Raw genomic sequence first — 16,661 nt, 5'->3', positions numbered from 1 at the left:
TTAATTTTTTACATAACGTTTAATGTAAGCCTCATAGCCAGACTCAGCCTTAAGCTGCTCAAGTGCTTGATTAAAGCGTTTTACTACCACAGGTGAAGCGGCTTTATTAAAGCCAATATAGTTGCCTTTAAGCTCATCCACATGAATTTGCTTGAGTTTCACCAAGTCATCCCTAGTGTACCCAAATGGCTCAGTTTGATGATCAATAGTAAAGTCAGAGCCAATAATTAAATCGATGCGTTTTTTAAAAAACAGTCGCATAAATGAGTCTGCTTCACTAAACAGTAGTAAGTTTTTATCGGTAACAAACCCAAGTCGACGCACCAGCATTTCATAAATGTCGCCTCGCACTATGCCCAACGAGTAGTTTTTAGCTTGTGAAATATCATTCATCACAATATGGTCGCTAGTTTTTAATTTAAAAAAGTAGGTTTGGCTCGATACCAAAGGTCCCACCCATTCAAAAAGAGGAATACGTTCTTGCGTTTTTGCTAGAGAAATGATGGCTGAGTGTGGGTTATTTTGCACTAACTGGTAAGCACGCTTCCAAGGTAACATAATAAATTCGCACTCTAGTGCGGCACGAACACAAGCATCTTTCACTATATCATGATTAATACCCGCTAGCTGCCCAGCTTCATTTTGAAAATTGTAAGGGGCAAAGCTTTCGGTATAAATAACCAATTTAGGCGCATTAGCCTGGATATTATGGCTAAATAGCAACCCTAACGCTAATAATGTAAATTTAAAAATAAACACCCCCTATAATTTAAGTAATAACCTTAACCTAGAAAGCATGTAGAAACTATTAATTTATAGCACTTTTATAATGTTAAAAATAGCAGGTGATGTAAATAGAAATGAAAATGACCGTGGTGATATATTTGCGCAACACAGTGGTGGCAGATCTTAAATTTTAGACACAAAAAAAGCGCCTTAAGCGCTTTTTTTTCATTTTACTTAAAAGTAAAATTATAGAGCTGTGATGTTATCAGCTTGAGGACCTTTTTGACCTTGTGAAAGAGTGAACTCTACACGTTGGCCTTCAGCTAAAGTTTTGAAGCCTTCGCTTTTGATTGCTGAGAAATGTGCGAAAACGTCTGGACCATTTTCTTGCTCGATGAAACCAAAACCTTTAGACTCGTTGAACCACTTAACTGTACCTGATACGATGTTAGACATAGTATTATTCCTGATATAAAAATTAAATTGTGCCCTAATGGGCGGTGTAGCAAAAAATGAGATGGTACTTAAAAACTTCAGGACGGTACTACAAGTATTACTTATACAACAACGAAATGGAGATTTATAAATTATCATGCTTTCTTTCTAGCTGCGGACTACTATATAGAGTTACAGACTCAAGTCAACCCTTAATGCGATTTAATTTATAAAATAGCTTAAGCAGCCCGTTTTATAAATTAAGTACTTGTTTAAAGAGCTTAAAATTCAAATTCTAGTGCCATTCTAAAGCTATGATTTTTCTCTGACTGGCTGATTTCAGTAATAAAACCGGCTTCCCACTTTAATTGTTTTTGTCCATCAAAGCGATGTAACCCTATAAATCCGGGGCCAATACCGACAAAGTCTTCGCCAAGATAAACCTCAACCGCGGGCTGAAAAGCAGACAAATAGCGGTAGCGATATTGCGCTCTAAATTCGCTTTCCCACTCATTTTGTATATCTTGGCCCCACTCGTACACTAAAAATGCATTCATAGTGAGACTTGCACGACCAAACTCTTTTTCAATCACAAAACCGGTGGTTGCTTCGTATGCGTCGGCGTCATGCTGTTTTTCAAATTCAAATAACGCGCCCCAATCAGCCCATAGCCTGCCCTGCTCTATTAACTGCCAACGAAGTTCTAACTCATACGCTTGCAAGCCAAAGTCACCATTATCATCGCGCTCGCCCACTAAATAGCCTTCCAATGCCATGGTGTCGTTAATTGCGCCGCCTAAGCCAACGCGCTGCGCTAAAATATTACCACTGTCGGTTTGATGTGACACAAGCCGCCACTCTAGCTCGCGCTCAAACGGCAACACATAAGGATGATAAACTTTATCAACCACTATGCCATCAGCATAAGCCAGCTTAGGTATTAATAAACAAAAACCAATTAATACAGTGGCTGCAAATAGGTTTATTGCTTTCATGATTGTTCCTTAGTTATTGATTTAGGAATAAAATAACAAACTGATAAAAATAACACGCTGCTCAGCACATAACTTAAAACACTGGTTAAACTAGGCGTAGCCTCATAACCGATAAGTGCGCGCAAAACCCGTCCAAACTCTGAGTTTTCAGTTAAAATAGCACGTAAATCCCATACGGTTGCCGTTGTTGCTATCAAATCAATTTGGCTCGCCAAATCAAGTGCCACAACCAGTTTTGCCGCACTGTTTAATGCTAACAATACCAATAAAGGGATAAGCCCAAAGCGCTGTTTGATTGCACTCAATAAAAAATACAACAACACACTAAAGCTACTGCATATCCCTAAGCCTAAAAAAGTGCCAATAAATAAGCTTTGTGCTGCTTCGTTGTTTTGCCAAAAGCCAATCAGGTAAATAATGTAATGACTTAAATAAAGAGTCATTACACTGATAATCGCAATCATAAATGCAGGCGTTGCTTGTTTAATGGCGTAGTACAGCGCACTGATAAACACTAAAACACATAAAGCAATTTGGGTATATTCTAAACCCTGGTAGTCGAACAAGGGACTAATTAGCGGAGCACTTTTTACAAATAAAAATGATAACCCCACACCTAAAACAAGCATCCCCAGTACCTTCACTAAACTTTGCTTGGCAATCACTTGGAGTAAAATAAGTAAAATGGCCACCGGCAATAACTGATTGAGGCTCATCACAAGGCTAGTTATTAGCATCAGAACCCTCCTTTTCGGTCGCTATTACAGCACCACGCGCCGTATTGGGCGAGAACTCGCCAAAAAATTCATAACGCCCAGGAGTTAGCGGCCCAATATAGATAACGCTTTTGCGATTAGGGTAAAGTACTTTCTCTCGGTTGAGATCGAAACTGTCGAATTCTTCAGGCGTACTATCTTGATTTTCGATTAACAAGCGTACCTTTTTATTGGCTGGCACCACGATTTCTGCGGGATAAAACAAATGATCTTTAAGTACAATAAGATAGTCTTTACTGGCGGCGTTAAATGATAAAAATACGCAACAATATAAATAGGGGTGAATAAGTCGTTTAATCACATTTAGCTCCTGCAAAAACTACCTGTACTTTTAAGCCGCCCAAATCGCTGTCTGTTAAATTAATTTCAGCGCTATAAATAGCAATAATGTGCTGGACTATTGCCATGCCTAAGCCCGCACCTTGTTCACCCGAAGGATGTTGGTCACCGCCAACGCGATAAAAACGGTTAAATATCCGTTGTTTTTGATCGTCCGTCATACCTGGACCGCTGTCTTCTATTTGCCAAATACGCTGCCTGTGCATCTGCTTTAGGGTAATTTTTATTTGTCCGTTTGCAGGCGCGTACTTTATAGCATTACTCAGTAGGTTTGAAATCAACGTCACTAAGGTAAACTCATCACCGTTAATAGTAAAGTCATCTCCCTCAAGGCTAATAGTGTGATTTTTAGCCTCTATTTTTTCATATAGTTGGCTAACTACTTCTTGCGTGATCGCTAATAATGACTGTTCTTTAAACTGCTTTTGCCACTGCTCTGGCTGAGTACGCCCTAGTATTAGCATTTGCTCCACTATATTGGTGAGTCGATTAATACCTTGAGTCATGGCTTGTAATTCTTGGTTATCGCCTTGTTGGGCGGCCAAATTATGCACATTAATTTTTAAACTGCTCAGGGGTGTACGTAATTCATGGGCGGCATCTGAGGCAAAAAAACGCTCTCGTAAATAGGCCGTTTCTACGCGTTTAAATAAGTCGTTTAAGCGGCTGATCACTGGTTTTATTTCTTCATCCGTCACCTGCCAATTGATCGCTGTGAAATCATTTGCTTGGCGCAGGGCTAACTGTTTTGATAAACGGGTTAACGGTGCCAGTGCATATTTAACAAAAAAGCTAATAAATAGCGCAAGCAAAGGAACCGCCCATAACATGGGTAACATGGCTGATAAAATCACCGCCTCGGCAAGCTCAAACCGCTTAGCAATCGGCTCGGCAACAATAACAGTGCGTAAAGAAGTAGCAAAAACGAATACCCGCATTCGCTGCCCTGCAATATTAAGCGTTTGAAAACCCGCTTGATATTGGCTCAAATCAAGATTTAATTCGTCAGAACCGCTAAGTAGTTCACCACTTTGCCAAATTTGATACAGTAACTGGGCGCTTTCTTGCATTTTTGGCGCCATAGCGTTAATAGATAGAGGCTGTTGCATCAAGACTCCAGCCACCACTTTTAGCTCACTATCGAGTAATTGCTCACCATGGCTCATACTTTTTTGATAGCCTTTTACTAAAGCTAAAAAGCAGGTTAACACCATCATTGACAGTAAGATAAGTGTTAAACGCTTACGAATTGACATAGTGCATGGTTACCTTTGTAAATTCAAGTTTGTGCAATCTAGGGGCGTTTTAATCACGTGAGCTATCTCTTTCCCACAACATAGCCAATACCACGGAGAGTTTTAATAAAATCGCTGGGGAATTTTTTTCGTAGGTGATGAATATGCACCTCAATGGTGTTAGAGCCAACCTCTTCACCCCATTGATAGAGTTTATTTTCTAACTGCTGCTTAGATTGCACGCGACCTTGGTTTTCCAGTAACGCTTTTAGCAGCATGTACTCTTTTCGCGGCAGAGAAAGTAGCTCATCGTTAAGTGTGACACTGTGCGCTGACGTATCCATAGTAACATCACCACATTGTAATAAGCTCGACTGAGCTTGATTTACACGTCGGCTCGCTACGCGCAAACGAGCAAATAATTCGGCTGGTTCAAATGGCTTAGCTAAATAATCATCAGCCCCCATATCAAGCCCTTGCACTTTGTCATCTATGCTACTGCGAGCGGTTAGTATCACCACCGGAATGACTTTTTTTTGTGCTTTTATGTGCTTTAAAATTTGCGAACCATCACCATCAGGTAAGCCTAGGTCAAGTATAACCAACTCTATTTCGCCACTGCCTAAACATTGCAACGCATGCTTAACCGTTGCGCTGTGTTCTACACTGTAGCCTTCTTGGCGCAATGAGCGGCAAAGCCCTTGCGCCACAAGATGATCATCTTCAACTAATAATAAATGCATTGTTTGTTTTGTTATCTCTTTAGTTTTTTATCAACTTTAGCTAATAATTGGCTAATTGCTTGCTGACGATATTTGTCCGCTTTAGCGCGAGTATCACGAATACCGGCCGCTTGTGCAACTAACAAATGGGCTTTGGCTTGCTTATATTCACGTTCGTCGTATAAAAACTCACCATACAAGTAATTAGTATCAATGCCTTTTTGATTAAAAGCGAGTGCTTGCTTAAAAAACTTATCGGCGGTGTCATCATCACCAAAGCCAATTGGCCACCCTGGTACTTTACTGTATAAGGTTGCCAGGCTGGCATACGCTGAGCCACCTAAAGCACTGTCGTCTATTTTAAGGGCTTGCTCTAATGATGCCTTTGCATCTTTGGCATAACCCAACGCCCCTAAGCCGCCTTTTGCACCCGCAAAACTTGCCAGCACAATGCCGTTCCATGTATAGCTATTTGCTGAATTAGGATAGTTTTCGATAAATTGAGCACTTTGCTCACTCAGTTGAGTAAAGGCTTTGATTTGTGCGTCATCTTTAAGCTCATAATTAGCGACCGCCCATTGCTGTTGAATAGCGAGTAAGTCGCTTTGTTCGTCTGCAAATACCGGCGATGAAAACACACTAACAATGCTTAAATAAGCTGCTAAAGTAAATTTTTTCATAATAAATCCTCTATTAACCTAAAAAGCTTTTTATTTTAGGGAGTTGTTTAGCAATTGCGTTATCCACAATACTTGGAAAAACGCCATTGATACGTGCAAAAAGTTTCTCAGGAAAACCAATAAATCGTCTGGTTTTATTTGAGTTTAATAACGCAACTAACTCATCAGCCACCAACTGCGGAGAGTCCATTTGATTACCAAGCGCTTTGTTCATTGCCCGCGTTTGAGCATCATTAATGTCGGTATCAGTTGCTCTAGGTGCCAAATAAGTAACTCTAACGCCAGTGTCTGAAAGCTCTCGTGATAACGCTTCGCTAAAACCACGCAAACCAAATTTACTGGCACAATAAAGTGTTTGATATGGGTAACCTATGCTGCCAAAAGACGACCCAACATTAACTATGGTGCCTCTATTCGCTTGCAGCTGCTCTAAAAACAGCTGGCATAGTTTCATCGGGACGGCTAAATTAGTGCTCAGTAGATTATCAATTTGTTCACTACTACAACTACTTAAGCTTTGCATAACATTAATGCCTGCATTGTTTATGAGTAATTTAGCACCGCCCAATTTTTTGGCTTTAATTGCCAATGCCAGCATGTTTTCTGCAACGGTTAAATCTCCCACAAAAGTCATACTACCTGGGCACTGGCTACTTAGCACATTTAGCGCATCGCCATTACGCCCTACTAATAGTAATTGCCAACCTTGTGCGTGCAGTGTTTTGGCAATCGCTTGGCCAATTCCCCCTGTGGCTCCTGTTAACACACATAAGCCGGTATTCATGCGTGTTGCTCTTGCGCTGATGCTTTAAAGAACGGCTCGTCATCTAAAGCGCGAAAAATATCACCGTACAAACGATAAAAACATTTTGCGCCATGTAAAATAGCTTGCTGATCGGCCTCATTAGTAATTTTGTTCATCAAGTTTTCAAAAAACTTTACGTGCTCTATATCAAGCGCACCATGAGAGGTTAAATAGCTAAATGCTTTTTTAGGTAAACCAACTGCATCAGCAATATTTGAAGCTGCGCCATCAGCCAGGGCAATTGAAGTCCCTTCGAGTACATGAACCATGCCAAAAAAGCTTAATGGATTTTTACGAGCGATACTGTCATACGCATACGAGACCATCATTTCGGTAGCAAATTGTGGCTTACTATGGCGCACACTTTCTTTATCAAAACCACACGCGGCAATATCGTTAAGCACCCATTCTTGGTGGCCAATTTCCTCTTCAATGTATTCGGCTACGGCTTCACGTAACCATTCTTGTTCGTCGGTTAAATGGGCACCTAACGACATCATTAATGGCACAGTGTGTTTTACATGATGGTAGGCTTGCGCTAAAAATGACGCATACTCTTCAAGTGATGCTTGGCCTTTAAAAACGCGCTGTATAATTGGCGCAGCTAATAAGTACTCACGCTCGTTTTGAGTTTGTGCTTTTAATGTATTAAAAAAATCAGTCATGGATCACTTCTCCAAGTCGGTAAAATTGTTCAAAAATAAGGTTAAATTGCTGGCTAATAGCCTGGCGCTTAGGGCGATTATTGGTCGTTAGTAACCCTTGCTGAACACTTAAAGGCTGAGCTAACCGATGCCACTTTTTAACTTGTGCATAATCGGGTAACTGTTGATTTATAAATTTCATATGCTCACTGAGTTGTTGCTCACTAAACTCAGGGATTGCATAAATAATCGCGGTTAAAAAAGGTTTGCCCTCACCAAAAACAACGGCTTGTACAATCGCGCTTTGGCTCAATATTAATGACTCAGGCCATTCAGCACTAACATTGCGGCCCATGCTGGTAATAATCAGGTTTTTAAGTCGCCCTTTTATAAACAGCTTATTGGCATGCTGGGTCACTAAATCGCCCGTGGCATACCAGTTATTTGGGTTGTGCGGCGCTTGATTTAAATACCCTAAAAATAGCTCACCCTTTATGTACAGCTGGCCTTTTTCGACTTTGGTTTGTATGTGCGGTAGTACAGTACCGGCACTATTTAAATCATCATTTTTGGGCGTATTTAAACTTACGACAGATGCCGCCTCTGATAATCCATACCCCTGATAAACAGGTAAATTAAGCTCTCTGGCGGTGGCAATTAAAGCATCACTCACGAGCGCTCCGCCAACTGCAATAAACTGTAATGACTTTGGCGGCTGCCAACCTTGTTTTGCAAACGCAATTAAACACGTTAATAACTCAGGCACTAAAATAAGGGTGTTAGGTTTTACACTGTCAATTGCACTAATTAGTTTTTCAGGATTTTTTAACCCTGAACCAACAAAACCCAATTCGTTTAACGGCATTAAATGTACACAACCGCCACTTAATAATGGTGCATAAATACCTGCAATATTTTCCAGTAATACAGGTAATGGCAGTAAACATAAGTGAGTTGGTTTACTTATACCTATTTGCTCACATAACGATTGTGCAACTTGCATTTGGCTTTGAGTTGATAAACACACCCCTTTAGGCTCGCCTGTAGAGCCTGACGTAAAAGTGATTTTTTGCGTGCCCTCAAAGTAACGAATCGGTTCTTTAACGTTGAGCTGATAAATATATAAGGTGTAATGATCAAACAAAGTAATAGACAATGTATGCACACCCAAAGAAAGCCTTGGCATATCACTTATAAACAGCTGTGCACCACACTGTGCCAACACATATTGCGTTTGTTGTTGACTAAAAAAATGGGCGATCGGTATAGCCACTTTATTAGCAACGCTGGTCGCAGCATCAAGTACCAACCAAGCAGGTGTGTTATCAAGTTGAAATGCAATTGCATCAGCATCTGAATTAGCAAAAATTTCCGCTACTTTATTTATTTCTTGAAGCAGCTCAGCACCTGTGAACTGTTGTGTTTGATTCGCAAAATGCGCGACAACCGCCGGCTGAGTAGCTAAATCACTTAAGCTATTTAACATACTCATACCGCCTCCAGCGCATTGATTAATGCCGTAATGCCATGTGTATTTTGTTGTTTAATATCAAGTAGCATTGGCGTATTAAGTACTTGTAGATGTGCTTGCTCTAAATTAACAATGCATACTGTAGGCTGGTTCGCGTAGTAACTTCCCCAGCTTTTTGGTTGCTCAACAACACTGCTGTTAGCCAATGCAATTTCATTACACGTTACCCCTAATAAACGCAATAAAGCGCGTACATGTTTGGTGGCACAAAAAACCAAATTAGTAGCACCAATAGCTCTTAAAGCTTCATTAACAATAATAAAATGCGATAACGTGGCTTTTCTGTGTGTTGAATAGAGATTACCTAACTCAAACACTTTACTGCGCTGTGTGCCCATTGGTAAAAACTGCTCAATGGGCGCTGCTAAATATTGTTCAATAAATAAAGGAGAAGCGGCGTTTCTAAGCCCTAAAGTGCAATGCCCTTGCTGAGTTTTATACTGACAGAGTAATGGCATAAATGAAGTTAGGCTGGCATTGTACGCAGCTAAAAAGCCTTGTTTTACTGTATCTTCAAGGCGCTGACGGTGTTCATCACATTCTCTGGCGCTCACAAACTGTGTGAACGACTGAAAAAGTGTTGATGATGACTGTTGTTGTTGAGCTAATTGCATAAAAGCATCGCCTGTATTAAATCTATAGGTAGAATTTAATAGGCGAAACTTAAATAAAACTTAAGGTAAATTAATTTTTAAAAAATTTAATTTAGACTGGCAATAACGGTTTTATTACGGCCCGTTTCTTTTGCATGATAGAGCGCTTTGTCAGCACATTTGTATACTTGATCAATATCATCACTGTGCTGCGGCCATGTAGCAATGCCGATGGAGACATTTATACAACCAACTTTGGCCATCGGTGTATTCGCCACTTCATTACGTAACCGCTCAGCAATAACAAACGCACTATCGCTATTTTCGTTCGGTAATATAAGTAAGAATTCCTCCCCACCAGTTCGCGCGACAATATCATCTTTGCGAGATACTTGCTTGATCACACACGTTAAAGTTTTTAGTACCTCATCGCCCACATCATGGCCAAAGGTGTCATTAACCCGTTTAAAAAAGTCGATATCTATTTCTAGAACCGCAAAGGGGAGCTGTTCTTGAATTAATTTATCTAACAATAAATACAAACCTCGCCGATTATGCGCACCAGTTAGCGGATCGGTGAGTGCATCTTGGCGTAATTGCCCCATTTTCGACTGCAGTATATTAACTCCTTCTAACATGGCTGCTTTAAGTTGCTGACTTTCAAAATACCAAGATTTAATACTTTTAAGATTCGCCACGTTTTGTTGATCAGTCGATAAATTTGCACTGTCAGCCAGTAACCTAAGGGGCTTAGCAATAAAATGCGCTAACACACCAATCAATACAAAAGTAATTAATACAATTGGTAGCATTCGCTTAAGCACCAGCCCTTGAAAAGTATCTAACGTGGCAAGTGTTGCCACCTCACTACGCTGGGCAACTACGCCCCAATTAGCAAGTTTAACGGGCGAATATCCAGCAAGCATAGACACGCCTTGGCTATTTAAAACCCGGGTGTATCCATCTTCGCTTTGCAAAACACGCTCAATTACTGGGTTATTAATGACTTGTTCGCCAATCCGCTTAGTCTCAGGATGATAAAGTAAGGTTTTATTATCAGCCACCACATAAAAGTATGCCCCGCCATCGTAACTATGCTGTTTTAATAAGGCGTTTAAAATGCTCTGTTGTTCTAAATAAAAGCTACCTCCAATATAGCCATAGTAGTTACCAATCTCGTCAAATAAAGGATAAGAAAGTACAACAATTAAGTTATTCGCAAGCGATACATAAGGACGATTAACCAATGGACGCTGTAGTTTAAAGGCTTGTTTAGAATGAGGTGAATTAACGGTTTTATTAATAATATTTAATGAAACAGGTGAGGCCGCTTTAACGACACCTTGCATGTTAATTGCTACCGAATTAAAGCTATGTGTTTGGTTTAAAAGGCGGTTGGTTTCAGCTTGGAGTAACTCAGTATTGGTAATGTCTTTAGCAATAATTTTGGCTGAAAACTCAAGTTGCTGCATCGCAGCTGCTAAAAAGTGATCGGTCGCCGAGGCAAGCTTACTAGCAAATACATGGTTACTTTTGAGAGTATCTTCTATTACCCGTTCTTTTTGTACTTGGTAACTAATGTATAAACCACTGAACAAAATAGCGGCTGTAGCAGTGATAGCTAACAACAGAATTAATTGCCTAAGTTTAAAAGTAAATGGTGATCGAAAACGCAACTTATTATCATCCTAAGCAAATAAAAACGACTGCTATGTACTACATATATCCTAAATATAATACAGAAATTAAACTAAGTAGCCTAATTTTTGTTATTTTTGGAATAATAAAATGACATTTATTATATATGTCGGGTTTTGCAGTTAAGCTCAATAATAGTTAAGCTGCATGCACTTTATTTTTATTTAGCCTTGAGGTGTGTGTTGCTAAATAAGTACCTGTTGTCGTCTTCTCTTTTTTTAATCGGATGTTTCATGCCAATAAAATCTTCTTTTGCCGATTCTGCGCTGTCGCTTGAACAGCAACTTGGGCAAAAGCTCATGCTCGATTTACGCTATTTTTGTCACCAAGGCAGCAGTGAGCGCTGCAGAACAGCGTTAACTGAATTACCAGATACACTAGCCAAAGCGATTAGCCGTTATGATATTGGCGGGGTTATTTTATTTTCTGAAAACACCCAAAGTATTGAACAAATAATTAGCCTTAATCAGCAACTGCAACAAGCTGCGTCTCACTCTAAATCAGGCTTACCGCTTTTTATTTCAATTGACCAAGAAGGTGGACGAGTAGCTCGACTGCCACGTGATGTGGCCACTTCATTTACTGGTAATATGTCAATTGGCGCCACCTACCCTGAGCATGGCACTTATTTCGCAACTCAAACCGCGAATGTTCTTGCCACGGAGCTTTCAGCATTGGGGATTAATGTAAATTACGCGCCAACCGTTGATGTTAATATGAACCCAGACAATCCGGTAATTAATGTCCGCTCTTTTAGTGAAAACCCAAATGATGTAGCAGTATTAGGTGCCGCACAAGTTAGTGAATTTGAAAAAAATGGCATTATTAGCGCACTAAAGCATTTTCCTGGGCATGGCGACACTAATGTAGATAGTCATACCGGCTTGCCTAAAGTGATGCATTCAAAAGAGGTGATTTACGCACAAGATTTAGCGCCCTTTAAACACATTATTGAGCAGCATAGTCCGGGCATGATAATGACCGCGCATATTCAGTATCCAGAGCTCGATAGCAGTACCTTGACTAATGTTGATGGCAAACAAATGATCAAGCCCGCGACAATGTCGCGTAAAATCATGACCGATATTCTACGTAAAGAACTTAACTATCAAGGTGTGGTGGTAACCGATGCACTTGATATGGCAGGTATTAGTCACTTTTTTAGTCCAACTCAAGCAATTATAAACACCTTTGCCGCTGGGGTTGATATTGCGCTTATGCCAATAGAGATTAGAACGCCAGATGACATTAAAAAGCTCGATGCCCTCATTGAGTCATTAGTCAGTGCGGTTAAATCAGAACAACTAAACGCACAGGAAATTGCGCATTCAGCACAGCGTATTACCTCACTTAAAAGTAAATTTAAATTAAACGCTTTTCCTGATCCTATTAAAGCATTAGCCAATGCTAAGCACATTATTGGTAATAAAGCACATCGCGAATTAGAAGCGTCACTGGCATTAGCGGCGATCACCCAAATAACAAATAACAACAACACCTTGCCACTTAAGCTTACTGCTGGCCAACACATTCATATTATTATGCCCGATACGCGTAAATGTATGGCCATACAACAAGCCATAACGGCGCTCAGCTCACACGCATTAGTTTATAGCTGTAGCAGTTTACAAGGTTTTGACCCTGTTGATGCTCAGCGTAATATAAACCAAGCTGATATTATTATTGCCGGAAATGCCACGCCTAATCAAAGCGCGGTGGAAATTGGCGGGATGGATGATTTAGCCGATAACCCAGACTTTGCCCTCAATAACGCAGAGCAACCTAAAGCACTTGAATCATTACTTAAAATGGCTAACAAGCACCAAATACCCACCGTGTTTATTAGTTTGCGAGCCCCTTATGATATTGCTCAGTTTGGCGACTCTGCCGATGCAGTATTAGCTTCATATGCTTATAATATTGACGTAGACAAAAACGAGCAAGTATCTGGGCCTGCATTTACAGCACTTGCTAAAGTATTACTCGGTCAAGCCCCTGCTAAAGGCAGCTTACCGGTAACTATTAAACAATCAAAGAGCCACTAATATGAAACTCAATTGTGATTTAGGTGAAAGCTTTGGCGCGTGGAAAATGGGGCTTGATGATCAAGTAATGCCGCATATTGATATGGCAAATATTGCCTGTGGTTTTCATGCGGGCGATCCTAGCGTTATGGCCAATACTCTTAAGCTCGCTAAACAGCATAATGTTATGATTGGCGCTCACCCAAGCTACCCCGATAAACAAGGATTTGGCAGACGCTCAATGAACCTGAGTGTGGCCGAGCTCACTCAGTGTTTACACTACCAAATAGCTGCTCTTGATGGCATGGCAAAGGCACAAGGGTTAACCCTTAGCTATGTTAAACCCCATGGTGCGCTTTACAACGACATGATGAAACACCAGCCACTACTTAGTGCTGTGATGGGCGCGGTTGCCAGCTACCCTGCTGACCTAAAATTAATGATACTGGCCACGGCCGATGCTAAACACCACCATACAATGGCACGTCACCTTGGACTAACGCTTGTTTTAGAAGCGTTCGCAGACAGGCTATATACAGATCAAGGGCACCTCGTAGCAAGAAATATAGCAGGCAGTGTGCATAACAAAGACGCATTATTGACACAAGTTAAACAGCTTTTAACTAGTAACAGTGTGACTACCCAGTCAGGAAAATCGTTAAAACTTAACGCCGATAGTATTTGTGTGCACGGTGATAACGCCCAAGGTGTTGCGCTTATTGAAGACATTAAGGCTCTTTGTAGCGCAAGCGTATAACTTCTTCTAAGCTGTAAACCCCCTTTACAGCTTTTACTTTCTTTTATCATCTTCATTCATTGGTAGTTTTAAATACTGGCTTCGTCGCATCTGACTGTTAATTATCCCTCTCCTACCCTATAAATAGAGCAGTGATTTAAAACAGGGATAAATAATGAAAACGCTTTTAGCTATGAGTCTTATACTGGGCAGCAGTCAATTAGCTGTTGCCAATACCGATACATTACAACTTCAAGATATCTTCAATCTTGAATATGCCAACCAAATAGACATAACAGAAGACGGTAAAACCGTGTATTTTGTCCGCAACCGCATGGATATTAAAACCGACCGTAAAGTAGGCAATATTTGGTCTGTTGATTACAGCACAGGGCAACTACAACCATTAACTTCTGGTGTATATATGGATTACTCGCCAGTAGTCTCTCCTGACGGACAGCGACTTGCTTTCATATCAAACCGAGATGGTAGCAACCAAATATATATTAAATGGTTAAAAACAGGGGCTATCGCTAAGGTTAGTAATTTAACTAGCAATCCAAGCTCACTAACTTGGACTCCTGATTCAAACCAGCTGGTATTTAGTATGTTTGTTCCAATGGCGACGTCTGCGCCTGTCAGCTTACCTGGAAAACCAAAAGGTGCCACGTGGGCAGAGCCTGCTAAATATATTGATGATGTTTATTATCGTGCCGATGGAGGGGGTTATACTGAAAAAGGATTTAGTCAATTATTTACACTTGATGCCAATGGCGGTAATGCTCAACAACTCACCAACGATAATTTTAATAATGGTGGGGAAGTCAGCTTTAGTAAAGACGGTAAAACATTGTATTTTTCTGCTAATCGCAATGAAAATAATGAATTGAAGCCCACTAACACTGAGGTATATCAACTCGATTTAGACTCGCTAGCCATTCTCCCTCTAACTGAGCGTAATGGGCCTGATCAACAACCTAAAGTGTCACCTGATGGCAAATACCTTGCTTATACTGGGTATGACGACAAGCGTACTAATTACGAAAACACCCAACTCTATATTCGCGATTTAAAAACAGGGAATACTCAAAGCCTAACCACCGATTTTGATAGAAGTGTTGGCCAAATTAAGTGGAGTGCGAACTCAAAAGGGCTTTATTTTAGCTATGCCGATGAAGGGCAAACTGCGCTGGCTTATCAACCTCGAAGTGGCAAACGCAAAGTGATTACCGAACAAATAGGCAGTGTTGCGTTTGGTCGCCCTTATTCCGGTGGCGATTTCGATATTAGTGAAAATGGTCATGTTGCATTTACATTGGCCGATACCCAGCGCCCTGCTGATGTAGCCACAATAAAGCGTGGTAAAGCGCAACGCTTAACCGATTTAAATTCTGATGCACTCGCAACCAAGCAACTCGCTGAGGTTGAAGAATTATGGCTTAAATCAAGCCACGATGAGCTGCCAATACAAGGCTGGATTGCTTACCCACCGGGTTTTGATAAATCAAAAAAATACCCACTAGTGCTTGAGATTCATGGCGGCCCTGTCGCTAATTATGGCCCGCACTTTAGTGCCGAAGTACAACTTTTTGCCGCTAAAGGAAACGTGGTTTTATACATGAACCCACGTGGTAGTGATTCATACGGTAAAGAGTTTGCGCAAACCATTCATCATAATTACCCAAGCAATGACTACGATGATTTAATGACGGGTGTTGATGCACTCGTTGCCAAAGGGTTTATTGATGAATCTAAACTATTTGTAACCGGTGGCTCTGGCGGCGGTGTATTAACTGCTTGGATTGTAGGTCATACAGATCGCTTTGCTGCAGCTGTGGTTGCCAAACCAGTAATTAATTGGATCAGCTTTGTACTCACTGCCGACTTCTATCCTTTCTTTGCCGATTATTGGTTTCCGGGCAAACCTTGGGATCATATTGAGCATTACATGAAACGCTCACCCATCAGTTATGTTGGCAATGTTAAAACCCCAACCATGTTACTCACGGGTGAGGCAGACTACCGTACGCCTATTTCAGAAACAGAGCAGTTTTATCAAGCCTTAAAATTGCAGGGGGTTGATACTGCGATGGTGCGTATTCCAAACGCCTCACATGGTATTACTGCCCGTCCATCTAACTTAATGACCAAAGTGGCATATATTCAATGGTGGTTTGATAAGCATTCGAAATAAAACGCAGAGTTATGAGTGACGAGCTATATAAGCTCGAAGCTCGAAGCTCGAAGCTCGAAGCTCGAAGCTCGAAGCTCGAAGCTCGAAGCTCGAAGCTCACAAGTGTAAACCCCCTTTACAGCAATAATGTGAGTAACCCCTTACATACTCAAACTAAATATCGGACTTAGCTTCAAACTGAGTTGGTAAAAAATCGGTTTATAGAAGAAATAGTGCTGTGAGTTAGTAAAAAATCGGTTTGAGTCACTGTTTATAAGCCCTCAGTTAGTAAAAAAATGTTTTATAAGCTGCAGCAGTTAGTAAAAAATCGGTTTATTACTCTCTCGATACCTGCCTAAAACCTTTAAATTAATCGTTTAAGTGGCCAAATTGTGGGTTAGAAAGACAAATCCCCCCCTTTAATAATAAAAAATGGCCGTTATTAGCATGGTTAGTTAAAATCTGATCTGTATTAAGAGCAGCTAGTTAAATCGTGATCTGCTTTAAGTCAGTTAGTTAAACTCTGATCTATATACGGCAAAAACAGTT

General features: G+C 40.6%; 16 protein-coding genes. 3 read left to right on the top strand and 13 right to left on the bottom strand.

The annotated features are described in order from the left end of the window. The 13 genes from PISS_RS16175 to PISS_RS16115 all read right to left on the bottom strand — a co-directional run bounded on the left by PISS_RS16175 (position 1) and on the right by PISS_RS16115 (position 11,109). Positions 1-759 carry a substrate-binding periplasmic protein gene (locus PISS_RS16175; protein ID WP_058155645.1) on the bottom strand — a complete coding sequence of 253 codons (759 nt, stop codon included), beginning with the start codon at positions 757-759 and terminating at the stop codon, positions 1-3. Between the two features lie 213 nt (positions 760-972). Next, positions 973-1,182 carry a cold-shock protein gene (locus PISS_RS16170; protein ID WP_008467029.1) on the bottom strand — a complete coding sequence of 70 codons (210 nt, stop codon included), beginning with the start codon at positions 1,180-1,182 and terminating at the stop codon, positions 973-975. Between the two features lie 260 nt (positions 1,183-1,442). Further along, positions 1,443-2,156 (bottom strand): hypothetical protein, encoded by a 714-nt coding sequence (locus PISS_RS16165; RefSeq protein ID WP_028834668.1) that lies wholly within the window; start codon positions 2,154-2,156, stop codon positions 1,443-1,445. Then, the gene (locus PISS_RS16160) at positions 2,153-2,893 is read right to left on the bottom strand and encodes an FTR1 family protein (protein ID WP_058155643.1); all 741 of its coding nucleotides are present in this window, start codon (positions 2,891-2,893) and stop codon (positions 2,153-2,155) included. Before PISS_RS16160 ends, PISS_RS16165 begins: the two co-directional genes overlap by 4 nt. After that, positions 2,880-3,233, bottom strand: a complete 354-nt coding sequence (locus PISS_RS16155; protein ID WP_028834667.1) for a cupredoxin domain-containing protein — start codon at positions 3,231-3,233, stop codon at positions 2,880-2,882. The genes PISS_RS16160 and PISS_RS16155 overlap by 14 nt, the downstream gene beginning before the upstream one ends. Beyond that, positions 3,226-4,527, bottom strand: a complete 1,302-nt coding sequence (locus PISS_RS16150) for an ATP-binding protein (protein ID WP_029609982.1) — start codon at positions 4,525-4,527, stop codon at positions 3,226-3,228. Before PISS_RS16150 ends, PISS_RS16155 begins: the two co-directional genes overlap by 8 nt. A 62-nt stretch (positions 4,528-4,589) precedes the next feature. Continuing rightward, positions 4,590-5,249: a response regulator gene (locus PISS_RS16145; protein WP_013462838.1), complete on the bottom strand. Its 660-nt coding sequence runs from the start codon at positions 5,247-5,249 to the stop codon at positions 4,590-4,592. Positions 5,250-5,260: 11 nt separating this feature from the next. After that, complete coding sequence (locus tag PISS_RS16140; RefSeq protein WP_013462837.1) at positions 5,261-5,908, bottom strand: hypothetical protein; 648 nt, start codon at positions 5,906-5,908, stop codon at positions 5,261-5,263. A gap of 13 nt (positions 5,909-5,921) precedes the next feature. Beyond that, positions 5,922-6,692: an SDR family oxidoreductase gene (locus PISS_RS16135; protein WP_058155642.1), complete on the bottom strand. Its 771-nt coding sequence runs from the start codon at positions 6,690-6,692 to the stop codon at positions 5,922-5,924. Further along, the gene (locus tag PISS_RS16130) at positions 6,689-7,378 is read right to left on the bottom strand and encodes an iron-containing redox enzyme family protein (protein WP_058155640.1); all 690 of its coding nucleotides are present in this window, start codon (positions 7,376-7,378) and stop codon (positions 6,689-6,691) included. Before PISS_RS16130 ends, PISS_RS16135 begins: the two co-directional genes overlap by 4 nt. Next, positions 7,371-8,849, bottom strand: a complete 1,479-nt coding sequence (locus tag PISS_RS16125; protein ID WP_058155639.1) for an AMP-binding protein — start codon at positions 8,847-8,849, stop codon at positions 7,371-7,373. The genes PISS_RS16130 and PISS_RS16125 overlap by 8 nt, the downstream gene beginning before the upstream one ends. Further along, positions 8,846-9,502, bottom strand: a complete 657-nt coding sequence (locus PISS_RS16120; protein ID WP_058155637.1) for a thermostable hemolysin — start codon at positions 9,500-9,502, stop codon at positions 8,846-8,848. The genes PISS_RS16125 and PISS_RS16120 overlap by 4 nt, the downstream gene beginning before the upstream one ends. Positions 9,503-9,588: 86 nt before the next feature. Then, positions 9,589-11,109: a sensor domain-containing diguanylate cyclase gene (locus PISS_RS16115; RefSeq protein WP_058155635.1), complete on the bottom strand. Its 1,521-nt coding sequence runs from the start codon at positions 11,107-11,109 to the stop codon at positions 9,589-9,591. Positions 11,110-11,412: 303 nt separating this feature from the next. On the opposite strand from PISS_RS16115, the gene PISS_RS16110 reads away from it, so the two are divergent. The 3 genes from PISS_RS16110 to PISS_RS16100 all read left to right on the top strand — a co-directional run bounded on the left by PISS_RS16110 (position 11,413) and on the right by PISS_RS16100 (position 16,133). Further along, on the top strand, positions 11,413-13,224 hold the full coding sequence (locus PISS_RS16110; RefSeq protein WP_058155633.1) for a glycoside hydrolase family 3 protein: 1,812 nt from the start codon (positions 11,413-11,415) through the stop codon (positions 13,222-13,224). Position 13,225: 1 nt separating this feature from the next. Next, positions 13,226-13,960: a 5-oxoprolinase subunit PxpA gene (locus tag PISS_RS16105; protein WP_058155631.1), complete on the top strand. Its 735-nt coding sequence runs from the start codon at positions 13,226-13,228 to the stop codon at positions 13,958-13,960. Between the two features lie 154 nt (positions 13,961-14,114). Next, complete coding sequence (locus tag PISS_RS16100; RefSeq protein WP_058155629.1) at positions 14,115-16,133, top strand: S9 family peptidase; 2,019 nt, start codon at positions 14,115-14,117, stop codon at positions 16,131-16,133. Positions 16,134-16,661: the final 528 nt, after the last annotated feature.

Source organism: Pseudoalteromonas issachenkonii (assembly GCF_002310795.1).
In the GTDB taxonomy this organism is placed as follows: Bacteria; Pseudomonadota; Gammaproteobacteria; order Enterobacterales; family Alteromonadaceae; genus Pseudoalteromonas; species Pseudoalteromonas tetraodonis.
Note: the sequence above shows the minus strand (reverse complement) of the source record. Positions and strands in the feature narration are given on the sequence as shown.